Source organism: Rodentibacter myodis, from assembly GCF_001999305.1.
In the GTDB taxonomy this organism is placed as follows: domain Bacteria; phylum Pseudomonadota; class Gammaproteobacteria; order Enterobacterales; family Pasteurellaceae; genus Rodentibacter; species Rodentibacter myodis.
In genome coordinates this window covers 37,641-54,294 of the sequence record NZ_MLHQ01000014.1, presented here as the reverse complement: position 1 = coordinate 54,294, position 16,654 = coordinate 37,641, and the positions used below count along the sequence as shown (strand labels likewise).

Below are 16,654 nucleotides of genomic sequence, written 5' to 3'. Positions count from 1 at the left end.
TACTCACTTATCTTCCACAGTCCAAATCTGACCATTATTCAATAGTAAATAAACTTGATTTTTGTCGGCAACGGATTTAATGATTTCAGCAGGTAATTTTTTCGGTAATTTCGTTAATATACCTTGTTTATCCATTATACTCACTTGTGTATAGCCATACTGCGGAATAACCGCAAAATTTGATGTGGTGGCAGCCAAATTGGTTTCATAAGTACCGTAACGATGGTTACTTAATCCTTTTTCTATTTCAGACTCATTGAGCCATTTGCCGTTTTGACGATACTCAACCAACCTCCCCAATAAATGGGGCATTTGTACCGCATAGAGGTGTTGATTAAACACAAAAGGGGACTGCCAACGATTGGAAGGCAATGGCTGACTTTCGGCTTCAATGGTTAATTTTCCGTTGGTTAATCCAACTAATACAGTTCTTCCGCCTTCACCATTGCCGGACATTACACCCACTAATCGACTTTGATTATTTTTCGTTAAAACACTTAATTGATTGGCTTCAAAAACCAGCCCTTTTTGAGAAAGGCTTTCCGCCAAGGGTTCAAGGGTATGACGTTCAACATAAAGTAGCGTTTTCGCCTCCATATTATCGCCAAGCACACCGTGCTGATAAGTTTCACTATCCGGCTCGGCAAATATGGCAATATGCCCTTGTTTGTGATCATCACCATTAAAATTAACCTGTAATGGTCTTGCATCAGGCAACACATTTTGAGCCGTTAAGGCAGTAATTTTTGCATTTTCCCCTTCCGTTTCAATACGGGCTAACTTGTAGCCGTTTTCCTGTTTTACCACACCGATTGTCGCAAAAGCGAGCGGTTGCATTGTCGCATTTTCCGCCATAGGAATAGTGGAACGATAGATTTTACCCGTTGTCCATAACGTAAAATTGCCCTGATTATCCGCAAGAGCAATCCGTTCATAGCCTGCTTTCGGGGCGATCTTCGGCGAAACATTCTCCATTAATAATTGTGTTTTTTCTCCTTGAACCTGCCAAAGCTCGCCTTTTTGATTGATCACGATTAACCCTTCATTATCGCCAGCCTCCACTTGTCGGGCTTCACCGACATTGAGTGGATAAGGACTGAGTTGAATTTCCGCAAGCGCCATATTTGAAATCAGTGCGAAAGTCAGAATAAGACTTTTCTTCATTTTATTTTTCCTCATTTAATTAAACCGTTAACTAAACGCTATTCATTATCTCGAAGACGGCTCACACCATAAATTGCTCGAAAATTTGCTCAAGATGATCGTTCAGAACAACTTTTCCCCCAATCTCCTCATTTTGCCAAGCCTGCAACAAAATCTCTGCCGAAAATTGCTCGCCCGCCTGAACGGCTAAAGGCAAATAACTGATATGCCAAGGCTCTCGCCCTATTTTTTTATTTTTCGCCATTTGCATAAAGGGCAGGGCAAAATCAAAGTGCGGTAGATTTTCCGTAAGAAATTCGCTTAACTCGAAAAAATAACCGCCTTTTTCATATTCCCAAGGTTCAAGTTGTAAAGATTGGTTTTGTGGCAGGCGATCGGGATCGAAAATATCAATTTCCGTTCCCCAATGGTGGCGGCTTGCCCCCGGCAGTGCCGACCAACGTAAAATCGCCTGACATTTTTGCCAATCGTCCAGTTGACTCAAATCTAACGGCTGTCCATCATCATCGTGTACTTTACGTTCACCGTTAAATTTTCCGTTCCAAATCATTTGTTGGCGTTGAAAATCACGAAAACTGCTTGCCGGTTGTAAATTAAAGCCATTTTTGACCGCACTTTGTTGCAAGCCTTGAAAGGCTTTCATTGCCTGCTCTTGTAAAAAATGGTTCGAAGAATGAGGCGTGGGTAAATTGACAAGGTGTTCACGGGATTTTCCGCAAAGCATTTCAACGGTTAATTTCATTTTATTTATCCAATAAATTCACTAACATTTGGTGATAAATCTGACCGCACTTGGCGAGGTCTGCCACGTTCACGCACTCATTCACTTTGTGAATGGTGGCATTAAGCGGGCCAAATTCCACCACTTCAGCCCCCATAAGTGCGATAAATCGCCCATCGGACGTTCCCCCGCCTGTTTCCGGCTTTGGCGTTATACCGGTGGTTTGTTCAATCGCAAGGGTTAGGGCATCTAATAATTTACCCGGTTTGGTTAAAAACGGTTTGCCGGAAAGCTGCCACTCAATACGATATTTCAAACTGTGCTTTTCCAACATTTCCGCCACGGTTTGTTTAATAATGTCGTCCGTTACTTCCGTGCAATAACGCAAATTAAATTGCACATACAGTTCCCCCGGAATCACATTATTACTGCCCGTGCCGGCGTGAATATTGGCAATTTGTAAGCTGGTAGGCGGGAAAAATTCGTTCCCCTTGTCCCATTGATAAGTCGTGAGTGCTAGCAAAAATGGTGCAGCTTTGTGAATCGGATTTTCAGCCAAATGCGGATAAGCCACGTGTCCCTGAATCCCTTCAATATAAAGGTTGCCGGTAATCGATCCACGGCGACCGTTCTTCACCACGTCCCCCAAGGTTTTTGAACTTGAGGGTTCACCCACCATACAATAGGTGATTTTTTCGCCACGTGCCATTAAGGTTTCCACCACACGCACAGTGCCGTCTTTCGCGGCGGCTTCTTCATCTGAAGTGATAAGCAAAGCAATCGTCCCCTGATGATCGGGATTGGCTTTCACATATTCTTCCGCTGCCACAATCATTGCCGCAAGCGAGCCTTTCATATCTGCCGCGCCACGTCCATAAAGCATTCCATCTGCAATATGCGCTTCAAATGGCGGAGATGTCCACTGGGTTTCATCGCCAGTCGGCACGACATCCGTATGCCCTGCAAAGGCAATAACCGGTTCGCCTTTGCCGTGTTTTGCCCACAAATTTAACGTTTCGTTAAACGGCATCCATTCAATCTGAAAACCCAGTTTTTGCAAACGTTCGGCAATCAGTTGCTGACAACCTTCATCATTCGGACTAATAGAAGGGCGGCGAATTAAATCTTGTGCCAAATAAACCACATTTTCTTGCATAAAAACTCCTGAAAAAATAACCGCACTTTATGCGAAAGCCGCCGAATATTCCTTCTCATTAAAACCAATCAACGCCTTTCCTTCCTGCAAAATAATAGGGCGTTTAATTAAAGTCGGATTTTTCAACAAAACCGAAAGTGCGGTGGATTTCGACAATGTTTTTTTGACCTCATCATCTAAATTTCGCCAAGTCGTGCTACGTTTATTGACCAAATTTTCCCAACCAAATTGTGCTTCTGCTTGTTGTAAAAAGGTTTCTTCCAAGCCATCTGTGCGATAATCGTGAAGTTTATGTTCAATCTGATGATCCGCAAGCCATTTCAAGGCCTTTTTCACGGTGTCGCAGTTTTTAATGCCGTAAACGATAATCATAAAATCTCCTAAAATAAAAAATCCTCAATCTATCTGGACTGAGGATTTTAACCGAAATTAAAGCAATTAACCTAGCAACTTATTAATACGTTTAATAAACGCCACAGGATTTTCTAAAGCACCACGCTCCGCCAGCATTGCCTGCTCAAGCAATAATTCTACCCAATCGGCAAATTCCGTTTCATCGGCAATATCCGCTGCTTTTTTCACCAAATGATGTTCCGGATTGAGTTCAAAAGTATATTTCACTTCCGGCACCAGCTGACCGGCGGCGGCGAAAAGTTTTGCCATTTGTGTGGTCATTTGATCATTATCGGTGGAAACCACTGCCGGCGTGTCCGTCAAGTTATGGGTTAAACGCACTTCTTTTACCCGATCGCCTAACAAGGTTTTCACCCGTTCAATAAAGCTACCAAAGGCTTCATCTTGTTCTTTTTGCGCTTCGGATTCTTTATCCGCCAAATCGCCCAAATCCAAGTTCGCTTTGGTAATACTTTGCAACGGCTTACCGCCAAATTCCGTTAAATAGCTCAACATCCATTCATCAATGCGGTCGGATAACAGCAATACTTCAATATCTTTCTTATTGAAAAGCTCTAAGTGCGGGCTGTTTTTTGCCGCCACATAACTATCCGCCGTGATGTAATAAATGGCTTTTTGCCCTTCTTTCATACGGGAAACATAATCTTCCAAAGAAACGGTTTGTTCACTGCTGCCATTATGTGTGGAAGCAAAACGCAATAATTTCGCAATCGTTTCTTTGTTGGCAAAATCTTCCGCCGTGCCTTCTTTTAATACTAAGCCGAATTCTTTCCAGAATTGTTGGTATTTTTCCGCATCGTCTTTTGCCAATTTTTCCAGCATTTGTAATGAACGTTTGGTTAAGGCTTTGCGTAATGCCGCCGTGACTTTATTATCCTGCAAAATTTCACGGGATACGTTTAACGGCAAATCGTTGCTATCAATCAATCCGCGCATAAAACGCAAATAATTCGGCATAAATTGTTCCGCATCATCCATAATGAATACGCGTTGAACATAAAGTTTTAAGCCGTGTTTATGATCGCGGTTGAATAAATCCCAAGGGGCTTTACTCGGCACATAAAGCAAGCTGGTATATTCTTGGTTACCTTCCACTTTGTTGTGCGTCCATAACAATGGATCCGCAAAATCGTGGCTCAAATGTTTGTAAAATTCTTTGTATTCTTCATCGGAAATATCGTTTTTACTGCGTGTCCAAAGGGCTTCGGATTTATTAATTTTTTCCCATTTTTCGCCGATTTCTTTGCCTTCGTCATCATATTCTTTAGTCAACATTTCCACCGGAAGCCCGATATGATCGGAATATTTGCCGATAATGTCACGCAAACGCCATTCGTTTAAAAATTCTTTCTCATCTTCACGCAAATGCAAAATCACGTCCGTACCACGGGATTTTTTCTCAATATCCGCTACCGAATATTCCCCCTCACCGGCGGATTCCCAAACCACTGCTTTATCCGCCGCTTCACCGGCAGCACGGGTTTTTACGGTTACTTTATCCGCCACAATAAAGGCAGAATAAAAACCAACCCCAAATTGCCCGATAAGTTGGCTATCTTTAGCTTGATCTTGCCCAAGTGCGGTCAAAAATTCTTTTGTTCCTGATTTTGCAATCGTCCCTAAATGATCGATAACCTGCTCACGGGTCATACCAATACCGTTATCACTGATGGTTAGCGTGCCTTTTTCACTATCAAAGCTAATACGCACACGTAATTCACCATCATTTTCATAAAGTGTAGGATTAGAAAGTGCTTTAAAACGAAGTTTGTCCGCCGCATCGGAAGCATTGGAAATTAATTCGCGTAAGAAAATTTCTTTGTTGGAATATAAAGAATGGATCATTAATTGAAGAAGTTGTTTCACTTCCGACTGGAAGCCACGGGTTTCTTGATTTTGTGACATAATTTTTCCTTCTAAAAATAAAACAGATAGATGTTGAACGGCTCAAATATAAGAATGAAAATGATGTTTTCAAGGGGCAGGCTGACAGCACAACGGCAAAAATAACGTAAAAACCAACCGCACTTTTGCTCAAATCAACCCAAGTAACCCAACTCTTTTGAGATTTCCTGTGCAGTTTTTCGGATTTCATTCAGGAAAAAATCAATCCCGATTTTTCTCAATTTATAAATCGACATCGAAACAGAAACGGCATATTCCACTTGATGAAAAGAATCAAATATCGGGCAAGCAATGCACACCACGCCCATTTCATTTTCTTCTCTGTCCATCGCAAATTGATTTTGTCGAATATTTTCCAATTCCGCTTCCATTTCGTCTAATCGGGTAATGGTATTTTTTGTTAATTGTTGAATCACATTTTGATGAGTTTGCCAATAATGTTGCAAATAACCTTCCTTTTTGGGGTAAGCCAAATAAAGTTTTCCCATTGCCGAGCAATAAAATGGGATATGTTGTCCAATGTAAGCCCTTGTTTTCAACATACCGTGGGTTGGCTCTAACTTGTAAATCATAATGGCTTTATCCTCTTCCCTTTGGGAAAAGTTGATGGTCTCACCTAAGGTTAGATTAAGTTGCTCCAAGTAAGGAGAGACCACGTTAATGATATTCATTGAAGTCAAAATCTTCTGCCCGATACTGAGGCATTTTATACTGAGCCGATAACTTCCCGCCGTAGAAGCCGGTTTCACATAACCTTCACTTTGTAATCCCTGTAAAAGACGGTGAACAGTGCTTTTGTTTAACCCTGAAATTTCCGCCAATTTCGCGAGCGGACAACCATTCGGAAAGTCACTTAATATATCTAACAATCGAAGCCCACGTATAAGGCTTTGATTACCCATCAATTTTTCTTCTGCCATCGCATTATCCTCCTTTTCCAAATTATATTTCATAATGTGAAATCTTGCTCCACAAAAATGAGAACTCTGTCACAAATCAGAAAAATACTTTATATCCTATTGATTTTAAAAGAATTTTAATTCAACACAAAAATTGACTACGATAAGGCTCAGTTATATATTGTGAAACATAATTTTATTATATGGAATATGAGGTATTTTATGAGAGTGTCTTATGAAAATCTAAAAGCTGAATTTAAACGTGTTTTACTTTCCCGCAATGTGCGTGAAGAAATTGCCGAAGAATGTGCCACCGTGTTTGCCGATACCACACAAGCCGGTGCATATTCTCACGGCGTAAACCGTTTCCCGCGTTTTATCCAACAATTGGAAAACGGCGATATTGTGCCGGAAGCACAACCAACCAAAGTGCTTTCATTAGGTGCAATCGAGCAATGGGATGCACACCAAGCCATCGGCAATTTAACGGCGAAAAAAATGATGGATCGTGCCATTGAATTGGCAGCTCAAAACGGTATCGGTGTCGTGGCATTGCGGAATGCCAATCACTGGATGCGTGGCGGATCTTATGGCTGGCAAGCCGCAGAAAAAGGCTATATCGGCATTTGCTGGACAAATGCTCTTGCGGTAATGCCCCCTTGGGGAGCAAAAGAATGTCGGATCGGCACAAATCCCCTCATTATTGCCGTTCCCACCAATCCTATCACGATAGTAGATATGTCTTGTTCAATGTATTCCTACGGAATGTTAGAAGTTCACCGCCTGCAAGGTCGTCAAACCTTTGTTGAGGCAGGTTTTGATGATGAAGGCAATCCAACCCGCGATCCGGCAACAGTGGAAAAAAATCGCCGTTTAATGCCAATGGGATTTTGGAAAGGGTCGGGCTTGTCTATTGTATTGGATATGATCGCGACCCTACTTTCCAACGGTGAATCCACCGTTGCCGTGACCGAAGATAAAGATGATGAATACTGTGTTTCTCAAGTGTTTATTGCCATTGAAGTGGATCGTTTAATTGACGGTAAAACAAAAGACGAAAAACTCAACCGCATTATGGACTATGTGAAAACTGCAGAACGTGCCGATCCTAATGTAGAAGTGCGTTTGCCGGGACACGAATTTACGAAAATTCTTGCCGACAACAAAGCCAATGGTATTCCTGTGGATGATACCGTTTGGGCAAAAATTAAATCACTTTAAAAGTGCGGTCATTTTTTCACGTATTTTTGAGGAGGAACGATGAAAAGTTTTGCCCGATTTGTTGGGAAGATACTGGAAGTCCTCGTGGTTTTCATTTTATCCATTATGGCACTTTTGGTGTTTCTCAACGTTGTCTTGCGTTATGGCTTTAATAGCAGCATTAATGTGACGGAGGAAGTTTCACGTTATCTGTTTATCTGGCTCACTTTTTTAGCGGCTGTATTAGCATTTAATGGCAATCAACACGTTAATGTGACGATTTTAACCGACAAGCTATCTTCAAACGGTCGCAACATTTTGGGGATTTTTACAGATGCGTTAATGCTTTACTGTTGCTATTTAATTGTTGATGGCAGTTGGATTCAGTTCCAATTAAATCTGACCAATTTAGCCCCTATTTCCGGTTTACCGCAGGGTATTACTTACTTTGCAGGCGTGGTGGCAGGCATTTTAATTGGGGGGGTATTAATCACCCGAATGTTGTCAAGAATCCACTTTCTCACGAAAGGAGAAAATCTATGATCGTGGTTATTTTCCTCTCCGTTCTACTGGGTGCGATTATTTTAGGCATTCCTGTCGCCTTCTCACTTTTAGTGTGTGGTATCGCCTTAATGTTGCAACTTGATCTATTTGATTCTCAAATCTTGGCACAACATTTAATCAGTGGTGCAGATAGCTTTTCACTGATGGCGATTCCTTTCTTTATCCTTGCCGGTGAAATAATGAATGAAGGGGGCTTGTCAAAACGTATTATTGATTTGCCGATGAAATTAGTGGGGCATAAACGTGGTGGCTTGGGTTTTGTAGCCATTATTGCCGCAATGATTATGGCAAGTTTATCCGGCTCGGCAGTGGCAGATACCGCAGCAGTGGCCGCAATGTTATTACCGATGATGAAAACCACCGGTTATCCGGTGGATAGATCGGCAGGTTTAATCGGTACGGCAGGTATTATTGCACCGATTATTCCCCCTTCTATTCCCTTTATTGTATTTGGCGTGGCAAGCGGCGTATCCATCACAAAACTCTTTTTAGCCGGTATTTTCCCGGGCTTGATAATGGGAATTGCGTTGGCACTGCTCTGGTGGTGGCAGGCAAAACGGCTAAATTTGATGACATTCTCCAAAGCAACCAAAGAAGAATTATGTATTTCTTTCAAAAACAGTATTTGGGCATTGCTATTACCGGTTATTATCATTGGCGGTTTCCGTTCGGGCATCTTCACGCCGACAGAAGCCGGTGTGGTAGCCGCCTTTTATGCCTTGATGATTTCACTCTTTGTTTACCGTGAACTCAAAATCAAAGATTTGTATAAAGTGATTCTCGCCGCGGGAAAAACAACCGCTGTGGTGATGTTTTTAGTCGCTGCCGCCAATGTAACCGGTTGGTTAATCACCATCGCCGAACTACCACAAATGATGACGGAATTTTTAGAACCGTTAATTGATAATCCAACATTGTTGCTGATTGTCGTGATGATTTCGGTATTTATCATCGGTATGGTGATGGATTTAACGCCTACCGTCCTTATTCTGACACCGGTATTAATGCCATTAATTGAAGAGGCCGGTATCGATCCCGTTTATTTTGGTGTGTTATTTATCCTAAACACCTCAATCGGTTTAATTACGCCGCCGGTAGGCAATGTGCTAAATGTGATTACCGGCGTATCTAAACTTCCCTTTGACCAAGCGGCAAAAGGCATTCTGCCTTATATGGGAATGATGCTTCTCTTGCTGTTTTTGTTCATCTTCTTTCCGTCATTGATTTTAGTTCCACTTCAATGGATGTTGTAAAAACACTGACTTTTTCATTACGCCTCATTCAGGAGAACATTATGAAACGTTTTAATATGAAATTCTTAACCGCTTTAATTGCCGGTGCGACAATATTCACTGCCTCAGCGGTTTCGGCACAAGTTAATCTACGCTTTGGCTATGAAGCCCCTCGCAGTGATACCCAACATATCGCAGCCAAAAAATTTAACGAATTATTGGCTGAAAAAACCAATGGTGAAGTCAAATTAAAACTCTTTCCTGACAGTACATTAGGTAATGCTCAAACAATGATTGCCGGCGTGCGTGGCGGCACTATTGATCTGGAAATGTCAGGTTCGCCTAACTTTACAGGATTAGTTCAAGAATTAAATGTCATCGATATTCCATTTATATTTAAAGATCGTGAACACGTTTATAAAGTATTGGATGGTGAAATTGGGGAAGGTTTATTAAAAGCCCTTGAGGAAAAAGGGCTTAAAGGATTAGCCTTTTGGGATGTGGGATTCCGTGCTTTTTCTAATTCCAAACATACAATGACCAAACCGGAAGATGTGAAAGGCTTAAAAGTCCGTACCAATCAAAACCCAATGTATATTGAAGCCTTCTCCCTTTTAGGGGCAAACCCTGTACCAATGCCATTAGCGGAGCTTTATACCGCATTAGAAACCCGCGCTGTTGATGCCCAAGAACACCCGATTGGTATTTTTTGGTCTTCAAAATTATATGAAGTACAAAAATATTTAACCCTAAGTAACCACGGTTATACACCATTAATTGTTGTAATGAACAAAGCGAAATTTGATTCACTTTCACCGGAACTTCAACAGGCAATTTTATCCGCCGCGAAAGAAGCGGGTGCTTTTCAACGAGAACTTAATGTGAAAAATGAGCAAGAAATTATTGCTAAATTGCGTAAAGAAGGGGTTGAAGTCACAGAGACCATCGTTCCTGCGCCTTTTAAAGCGATCATTGAGGAAAAAGTCCGCAAATCTTATATTGAGAAACAGGGTGATACCTTAGTCAATCAAATTGATGCGTTAGCGCAATAATCCAATCATAAGCGGTCAACTTTCGTTGGCTGCTTTCACTTTCCTTGAGGTTTTATGAATTATTACTTAGGCATTGATTGTGGTGGCACTTTCATTAAAGCCGCATTATTTGATAACAATGGAAAATTATATGGCATAGCCCGTGAAAATGTTCCCGTCATCAGTGAACAGTCCGGCTATGCAGAGCGTGATCCCAACACCTTATGGCAAGTCACTGCACAAGTGGTGCGGGAAGCCATTGTCAAAAGTCATCTCGCTCCAACACTTATCAAAGCCGTTGGCATTTCTGCACAGGGGAAAGGTGCATTCCTTTTAGATAAACAACATCGCCCCTTAGGACGGGCAATTTTATCTTCTGATCAACGTGCGCTCGACATTGTAAAAAATTGGCAAGCCGAAAAGATTCCTGAAAAAATTTATCCTCTCACCCGACAAACCTTATGGACAGGTCATCCCGTTTCAATTCTCCGTTGGATAAAGGAAAAAGATCGCCCCCGCTATGATCGCATTGGCACGGTTTTAATGTCGCACGACTATTTACGATTCTGTTTAACCGGTCAGTTATTTTGTGAAGAAACCAATATTTCCGAATCAAACCTCTATAATATTCAAACGGGAGGATATGATGTTCACCTTGCTCAATTACTCGACATTGAAGAAATTTTTAATAAATTTCCACCGATAATTAAATCCAATGAAATCGCAGGCTATGTCACTAAGCAAGCTGCAGAAATGACCGGCTTAACCGAAGGCACGGCAGTTGTTGGCGGATTATTTGACGTGGTTTCGACCGCACTTTGTGCCAATTTAGAGGATGAAAACAAATTAAACGTAGTGCTGGGCACGTGGTCGGTGGTAAGCGGCATTACCGATCACATTGAGTTCGACCAATCCATTCCTTTTGTCTACGGACGTTATGTGGAACAAAATAAATTTATCGTTCACGAAGCCAGCCCCACCTCATCGGGTAATTTAGAATGGTTTTTAAATCGTTTTAAACATTTGGATTATGAAACCATTAATCGTGGCATCGGAAGTTTAGCACCGGCAAAAAGCAGTGTCTTATTCGTCCCCTTTCTTTATGGCTCGAATGCGGGATTGGGTATGCAGGCAGGCTTTTACGGACTGCAATCCCATCATACGGAAATTCACTTATTACAGGCAGTTTATGAAGGCGTGTTATTTAGTCTAATGCATCATTTAGAAAGAATGTTGCAGCGTTTTCCTGACGCAAACGTACTGAGAGTCACCGGCGGGCCGACCAAATCAAAAATCTGGATGCAAATGTTGGCAGATTTAACCGGAATGAAACTGGAAATTCCTGCCGTAGAAGAAACAGGCTGTTTGGGCGCTGCGTTAATGGCAATGGAGGCAATCGAAAAAAGCGAAAGCACTTATATTTTAAATTCAAAAATGCAAACATTTCGCCCAAATAAAGAGAACTTCAATGCCTACCAAGCGAAATATCAACGCTATTTGAAATTTATTCAGGCGCTGAAAAATTTGATTTAACGTGATTTCATCAAAAAACCGTATTTGAGTTAATTTTCAAATACGGTTCGATTAAAAAAGATGACTGATAACGAAAAGCGCTGATCCTATTTCCACTAAAAAGAAAATATTCTGACCGCACTTTATGGGGAAAATTAGAATTCGTAACGAATACCTACTTTTGCACCATATTGGTTAATTTTTACATCGTCAAATTTACCTAAACGGTTATACTCAATGCCGCCATTTACCGCCCAGTTTGGGGAAAAATTGTAAGATACACCGGCTAACACACCATAGCCAAATTTATTTTCTTTTTCGCTAATATGCTCTCTTACGATAGCACCATTCTCCATAGTAGAAGAATCATATTTGTCATCAAAGAAATTTTGTGATAAACGCACACCTACATAAGGTTTAAAAGGTGAATTTAACTCAATATCATAAATAGCGGATAAACCTAAACCATAGGTTTTAAGTTTCTCTGTGCTAACTTCATTTTGGTCGGCATAACTTTCTTCAATTTTACCGTAATTCGTGTAGTCTAAAGCAAAACGCCAGTTGCCATATTTATAACCTACCGCTAGGCTTGGTGTAAATTTACTTTTGTTAAAATCACCAATATCACCACCTGATGATTTGACTTTTGAATACCCTAAATCCCCTTGCACATACCAACCGGCATTTGCCGTTGAAGCAACGGCTAATGCTCCGATAGCTAACGCTAATAATGATTTTTTCATTGGATAACTCCTATTTATTGCTAGTAGAAACTGGTGGGAATATAGCATAATCTAAACTACGTATCATCTACAAAAATCAATTTCCCCTTACATTTTCGGCATAAATATTCGACTTTTTCTTTTAAAATCCGATTATGACGGCGAATACTTAATAAATGCGTTTGACAATGACAGCGGTATTCAAACGTTTTTCCCTGCACATTTTGTACATCAAATTGATGGCAGGTCTCTGCCGGTAAATGAAAAACCTGATTCATTAATGCTTTCCATTCCACGCCGTGCGGCTTCACCCGTCCAAATACCTGATAGATAATCAAATGTGCCAATTCGTGCGGTACCACTTGTCGAATAAATTCGGTTGAATTTTCCAACAATAAAGTGCGGTTGAATTTGATTTCATTTTTTTGCAAATAAGCAACGCCTGCTTTCGTTCCCCGCAGATCGTAACTCACTGTAGGCATAACAAATTCACGTTTAAAATAAGCGGTCGCAAGACGTAGCGATTCAGTCAGTTTACGCTGAACCTGCATTTTTAAATGTCGGAATTGGGTTTGTGATGAAAGCATAAATTCAAGAAAAACAAAAACCGCTAAATTAGCGGTTTTCAATACAAGAAAATAATTATTTCAACCCTGCCGCTGCACGCAATTCCTCTGCGCGATCCACTTTTTCCCAAGGGAATTGTTCACGTCCAAAGTGTCCATAAGCTGCCGTTTCGCGATAAATCGGTTGAATTAGATTAAGCATTTTAATTAAACCATAAGGGCGTAAATCAAAAAATTCCCGCACTAATGCCACTAATAGTTCGTTTGCCACTTTGCCGGTGCCGAAAGTTTCCACCATAATGGAAGTCGGATCTGCCACACCTATTGCATAAGAAAGCTGAATTTCACAGCGATCAGCCAAGCCTGCCGCCACAATATTTTTTGCCACATAGCGTGCCGCATAAGCCGCCGAGCGATCCACTTTTGATGGGTCTTTACCGGAGAATGCCCCACCACCGTGACGAGCCGCACCGCCGTAGGTATCCACAATAATTTTACGTCCGGTTAAACCACAATCCCCCATTGGGCCGCCAATCACAAAACGACCTGTCGGGTTGATAAAATATTTGGTTTCTTTTGAAAGCCATTCACTCGGCAACACCGGTTTGATGATTTCTTCCATCACACCTTCGTGCAGATCTTTTTGGCTCACTTCTTCCGAATGTTGGGTTGAAAGCACTACGGCATCCACGCCCACAATTTTATTGTCTTCGTATTTTAAGGTAACTTGGCTTTTCGCATCCGGACGTAACCACGCCAGTTTGCCGTTTTTGCGTACTTCTGCCTGTTTTTGCATTAGGCGGTGCGCATAGGTGATCGCCGCCGGCATTAATACATCGGTTTCATTGGTGGCATAACCAAACATAATGCCTTGGTCGCCTGCACCTTGATCAAGGGGATTTTCACGATCTACGCCTTGATTAATATCCGCCGATTGTTTACCAATGGCGTTTAACACGGCACAAGAGTGGCCGTCAAAGCCCATATCGGAATGTTCGTAACCAATATCGCAAATCACTTTACGGGTTAAATTTTCAATATCCACCCACGCCGAAGTGGTAATTTCCCCCCCCACTAATGCCATACCGGTTTTTACATAGGTTTCGCACGCCACACGGGCTTTTGGGTCTTGTTTTAAAATTTCATCGAGTACCGCATCTGAAATTTGATCGGCAATTTTATCCGGATGTCCTTCCGACACGGATTCTGAAGTAAATAAATAGCTAGACATAATTCTCTCTTTTTTATTTGGATGTATTGACGTATAGACGGCTATACTACGTATTTTTGTTTAATTAGCAAGCACTATTATGAATCCGTCCCCAACCAATTTCGCAAAATTTGTTCTCCGTATTCCGACATATAAGATTCCGGATGAAACTGCACGCCATAAACAGGCAAGGATTTATGTTGCATTGCCATCACCACTTCTTCGTCACAAACGGCGGTAACGTCTAATACTTCGGGAAAATTCGCCGTGCTGACCGCCCAAGAATGATACAACCCAATCTCAAATTCCTTTGGCAATCCCAAAAACAACGCCGAATTTGACCGCACTTTTAAATGCTGTTTTTGCCCGTGGCGAACCGCGGCTAAATTATAAAGTGTGCCGCCAAAAAACTCGCAGATCGTTTGATGTCCCAAACATACGCCCAAAATGGATTTTCGTTGATGATACGTTTCCAACATCTCAAACAACTGCGGATAAGCACGCGGTACATCAGGGCCGGGAGAAATCAAAATATGTGTGTAACATTCCGGTGTGTTTTCTTTTAAATCTTCCACATTCAACACCTCAAAAGGCACATCAAGACGGCGAATAAGATCCACCAAATTGAAGGTAAAAGAATCGTGATTATTAATGATGAGTAATTTCATAACAGCTCGGCTTTCGTTATAATCGGGCAATTTTACGCAAAATTAGACACAGCACAATGCAACATTTTATTCAGCAGGCAAATCACTACGGCAAAGAACGCACCCCTTTTTTCTTTCTAATTGATTTTGAACAGAAAAAACCGCTTATTCTTCCCTTAGAAAACACCGCTTCGCAAGGCATTTTTTTTAATTTTTTAGGCAAAACCAATGTTGAAGAACAAAAATCCTTTTTGCCGAAACCTCTTCATATAAACAAAAAGCCGATTTCGCTTTCTGATTATCAACAAGGTTTTGAAATTGTCCGTCAGGCATTGCAACAAGGCAATTCCTATCTATTGAACTTGACCTACCCGACCGAAATTTCAGGCAATTTCACGCCGGAACAGCTTTTTTACCAAACCAACGCCCCTTATAAATTATGGCTGAAAGATCAATTTGTGTGCTTTTCCCCCGAATGTTTTGTGAATATTCACGATAATAAAATCACCACTTACCCAATGAAAGGCACGATTAACGCCCAATTACCCAATGCGGAAGAACAATTATTAAATGATGAAAAAGAACAGCGTGAACATTACACCATTGTTGATTTAATGCGTAACGATCTCGCAATGGTTGCCAAAAACATTCAAGTGACCCGATTTCGCTATGTGGATCACATTCAAACACAAAAAGGGGAAATCTTGCAGACAAGCTCGGAGATTTGCGGTGAAGCGGAAGAAAACTGGCAAGAAAAAGTGGGAACACTCCTCGCCACCTTATTACCGGCGGGTTCTATCAGTGGCGCGCCGAAAGAAAAAACCGTGCAAATTATTCAATCGGCAGAAAAACAACCTCGCGGTTATTACACCGGCGTTTTTGGTCTTTTCGATGGAAAAAATCTGCAAAGTGCGGTGGCGATTCGGTTTATTTCCCAATGTGGCGATAAATTTTACTTTCACAGTGGTGGCGGAATCACCATCCACAGTAAATTGGAAGAGGAATATCAGGAATTACTGGAAAAAGTCTATTTACCCATCTATTTACCGATCAGAGAGGAAAATTAATGTTTCCATTGTTTGAAACCTTGGCAATAGAAAAAGGCGAAATTCAAAATATTGCCTATCACCAAGCCCGTTATGAACGCAGCCTCCGCCAATTTTATGGCAAAAGTGCGGTCAAAATTTTTACACTTTTGGATTTAATCCAACTCCCCAGCCACTTACAAGATAAATTGGTACGTTGTCGTATTGATTACAATGCCGAAACCGCCCAAATTCAATATGTTGAATATACCCGAAAAATCTACCGCACTTTTCAACCCGTTGTGTGTGATGAAATTGAATACGGCTTGAAATACACCCAACGAGATTTGCTCAACGCCCTGTTCGCCCAACGGGGACAGTGCGATGAAATTATCATTATCAAAAATGGCAAAGTGACAGATTGTTCCATTGGAAATTTAATCTTTCGCCAAGGAAACCAATGGTTCACCCCCGATACCCCACTGTTGCAAGGGACGCAACGGGAAAAATTATTACGCGAAGGCAAAATTCAGCAAACCACCATTTACGCACAGGATGTAAAAAAGTTTGATGAAATAAAAATTATTAATGCAATGAATGGATTATAAGGAGAACTTCCCAGATATATCTCTATAATTTGATTTTATTGAAACTTAATATCAATAGATACCAGCTTATGTTCTTAC

At 41.3% G+C, this 16,654-nt stretch carries 17 protein-coding genes; 7 read left to right on the top strand and 10 right to left on the bottom strand.

Translation table 11 applies throughout. The features are described from left to right. Positions 1-3: 3 nt before the first annotated feature. From BKL49_RS06390 to BKL49_RS06365, 6 genes are all read right to left on the bottom strand, one after another. Positions 4-1,164 carry a hypothetical protein gene (locus BKL49_RS06390; RefSeq protein WP_077423782.1) on the bottom strand — a complete coding sequence of 387 codons (1,161 nt, stop codon included), beginning with the start codon at positions 1,162-1,164 and terminating at the stop codon, positions 4-6. Between the two features lie 61 nt (positions 1,165-1,225). Beyond that, entirely contained in the window at positions 1,226-1,906 is a 681-nt protein-coding gene (locus BKL49_RS06385) for a M15 family metallopeptidase (protein ID WP_077423781.1), read from the bottom strand. A 1-nt stretch (position 1,907) separates the two neighbouring features. Continuing rightward, positions 1,908-3,041 carry a succinyl-diaminopimelate desuccinylase gene (dapE, locus tag BKL49_RS06380; RefSeq protein ID WP_077423780.1) on the bottom strand — a complete coding sequence of 378 codons (1,134 nt, stop codon included), beginning with the start codon at positions 3,039-3,041 and terminating at the stop codon, positions 1,908-1,910. Between the two features lie 27 nt (positions 3,042-3,068). Continuing rightward, positions 3,069-3,413, bottom strand: coding sequence for an ArsC family reductase (locus BKL49_RS06375; protein WP_077423779.1), 345 nt, complete (start codon positions 3,411-3,413; stop codon positions 3,069-3,071). 66 nt (positions 3,414-3,479) lie between these two features. Then, positions 3,480-5,360 carry a molecular chaperone HtpG gene (htpG, locus tag BKL49_RS06370; RefSeq protein WP_077423778.1) on the bottom strand — a complete coding sequence of 627 codons (1,881 nt, stop codon included), beginning with the start codon at positions 5,358-5,360 and terminating at the stop codon, positions 3,480-3,482. Positions 5,361-5,494: 134 nt separating this feature from the next. Beyond that, positions 5,495-6,280 carry an IclR family transcriptional regulator gene (locus BKL49_RS06365; RefSeq protein WP_077423777.1) on the bottom strand — a complete coding sequence of 262 codons (786 nt, stop codon included), beginning with the start codon at positions 6,278-6,280 and terminating at the stop codon, positions 5,495-5,497. 201 nt (positions 6,281-6,481) lie between these two features. Here BKL49_RS06365 and yiaK point away from each other — a divergent pair, with 201 nt between their 5' ends. The 5 genes from yiaK to BKL49_RS06340 are packed head-to-tail and all read left to right on the top strand — an operon-like array spanning position 6,482 to position 11,819. Continuing rightward, a complete protein-coding gene (yiaK, locus tag BKL49_RS06360; protein ID WP_077423776.1) occupies positions 6,482-7,480 on the top strand; it encodes a 3-dehydro-L-gulonate 2-dehydrogenase in 999 nt (332 codons plus the stop codon). A 39-nt stretch (positions 7,481-7,519) separates the two neighbouring features. Next, the gene (locus BKL49_RS06355) at positions 7,520-8,002 is read left to right on the top strand and encodes a TRAP transporter small permease (protein ID WP_077423775.1); all 483 of its coding nucleotides are present in this window, start codon (positions 7,520-7,522) and stop codon (positions 8,000-8,002) included. After that, a complete protein-coding gene (locus tag BKL49_RS06350) occupies positions 7,999-9,276 on the top strand; it encodes a TRAP transporter large permease subunit (protein WP_077423774.1) in 1,278 nt (425 codons plus the stop codon). The genes BKL49_RS06355 and BKL49_RS06350 overlap by 4 nt, the downstream gene beginning before the upstream one ends. Before the next feature lie 41 nt (positions 9,277-9,317). Beyond that, complete coding sequence (locus tag BKL49_RS06345) at positions 9,318-10,307, top strand: TRAP transporter substrate-binding protein (RefSeq protein ID WP_077423773.1); 990 nt, start codon at positions 9,318-9,320, stop codon at positions 10,305-10,307. 54 nt (positions 10,308-10,361) lie between these two features. Beyond that, positions 10,362-11,819 carry an FGGY-family carbohydrate kinase gene (locus BKL49_RS06340; RefSeq protein ID WP_077423772.1) on the top strand — a complete coding sequence of 486 codons (1,458 nt, stop codon included), beginning with the start codon at positions 10,362-10,364 and terminating at the stop codon, positions 11,817-11,819. Positions 11,820-11,953: 134 nt separating this feature from the next. Here the strand turns inward: BKL49_RS06340 and BKL49_RS06335 are convergent, their stop codons facing one another. The 4 genes from BKL49_RS06335 to BKL49_RS06320 all read right to left on the bottom strand — a co-directional run bounded on the left by BKL49_RS06335 (position 11,954) and on the right by BKL49_RS06320 (position 14,964). After that, positions 11,954-12,541, bottom strand: coding sequence for an opacity family porin (locus BKL49_RS06335; protein WP_077423771.1), 588 nt, complete (start codon positions 12,539-12,541; stop codon positions 11,954-11,956). A 56-nt stretch (positions 12,542-12,597) separates the two neighbouring features. Further along, positions 12,598-13,107 (bottom strand): SprT family zinc-dependent metalloprotease, encoded by a 510-nt coding sequence (locus tag BKL49_RS06330; protein WP_077423813.1) that lies wholly within the window; start codon positions 13,105-13,107, stop codon positions 12,598-12,600. Positions 13,108-13,162: 55 nt separating this feature from the next. Beyond that, on the bottom strand, positions 13,163-14,317 hold the full coding sequence (gene metK / locus BKL49_RS06325) for a methionine adenosyltransferase (RefSeq protein WP_077423770.1): 1,155 nt from the start codon (positions 14,315-14,317) through the stop codon (positions 13,163-13,165). Between the two features lie 77 nt (positions 14,318-14,394). Further along, complete coding sequence (locus BKL49_RS06320) at positions 14,395-14,964, bottom strand: anthranilate synthase component II (RefSeq protein ID WP_077423769.1); 570 nt, start codon at positions 14,962-14,964, stop codon at positions 14,395-14,397. A 56-nt stretch (positions 14,965-15,020) separates the two neighbouring features. On the opposite strand from BKL49_RS06320, the gene BKL49_RS06315 reads away from it, so the two are divergent. Continuing rightward, the gene (locus BKL49_RS06315; protein WP_077423768.1) at positions 15,021-16,010 is read left to right on the top strand and encodes an aminodeoxychorismate synthase component I; all 990 of its coding nucleotides are present in this window, start codon (positions 15,021-15,023) and stop codon (positions 16,008-16,010) included. Next, positions 16,010-16,576, top strand: a complete 567-nt coding sequence (locus tag BKL49_RS06310) for an aminotransferase class IV family protein (RefSeq protein WP_077423767.1) — start codon at positions 16,010-16,012, stop codon at positions 16,574-16,576. The genes BKL49_RS06315 and BKL49_RS06310 overlap by 1 nt, the downstream gene beginning before the upstream one ends. Positions 16,577-16,654: the final 78 nt, after the last annotated feature.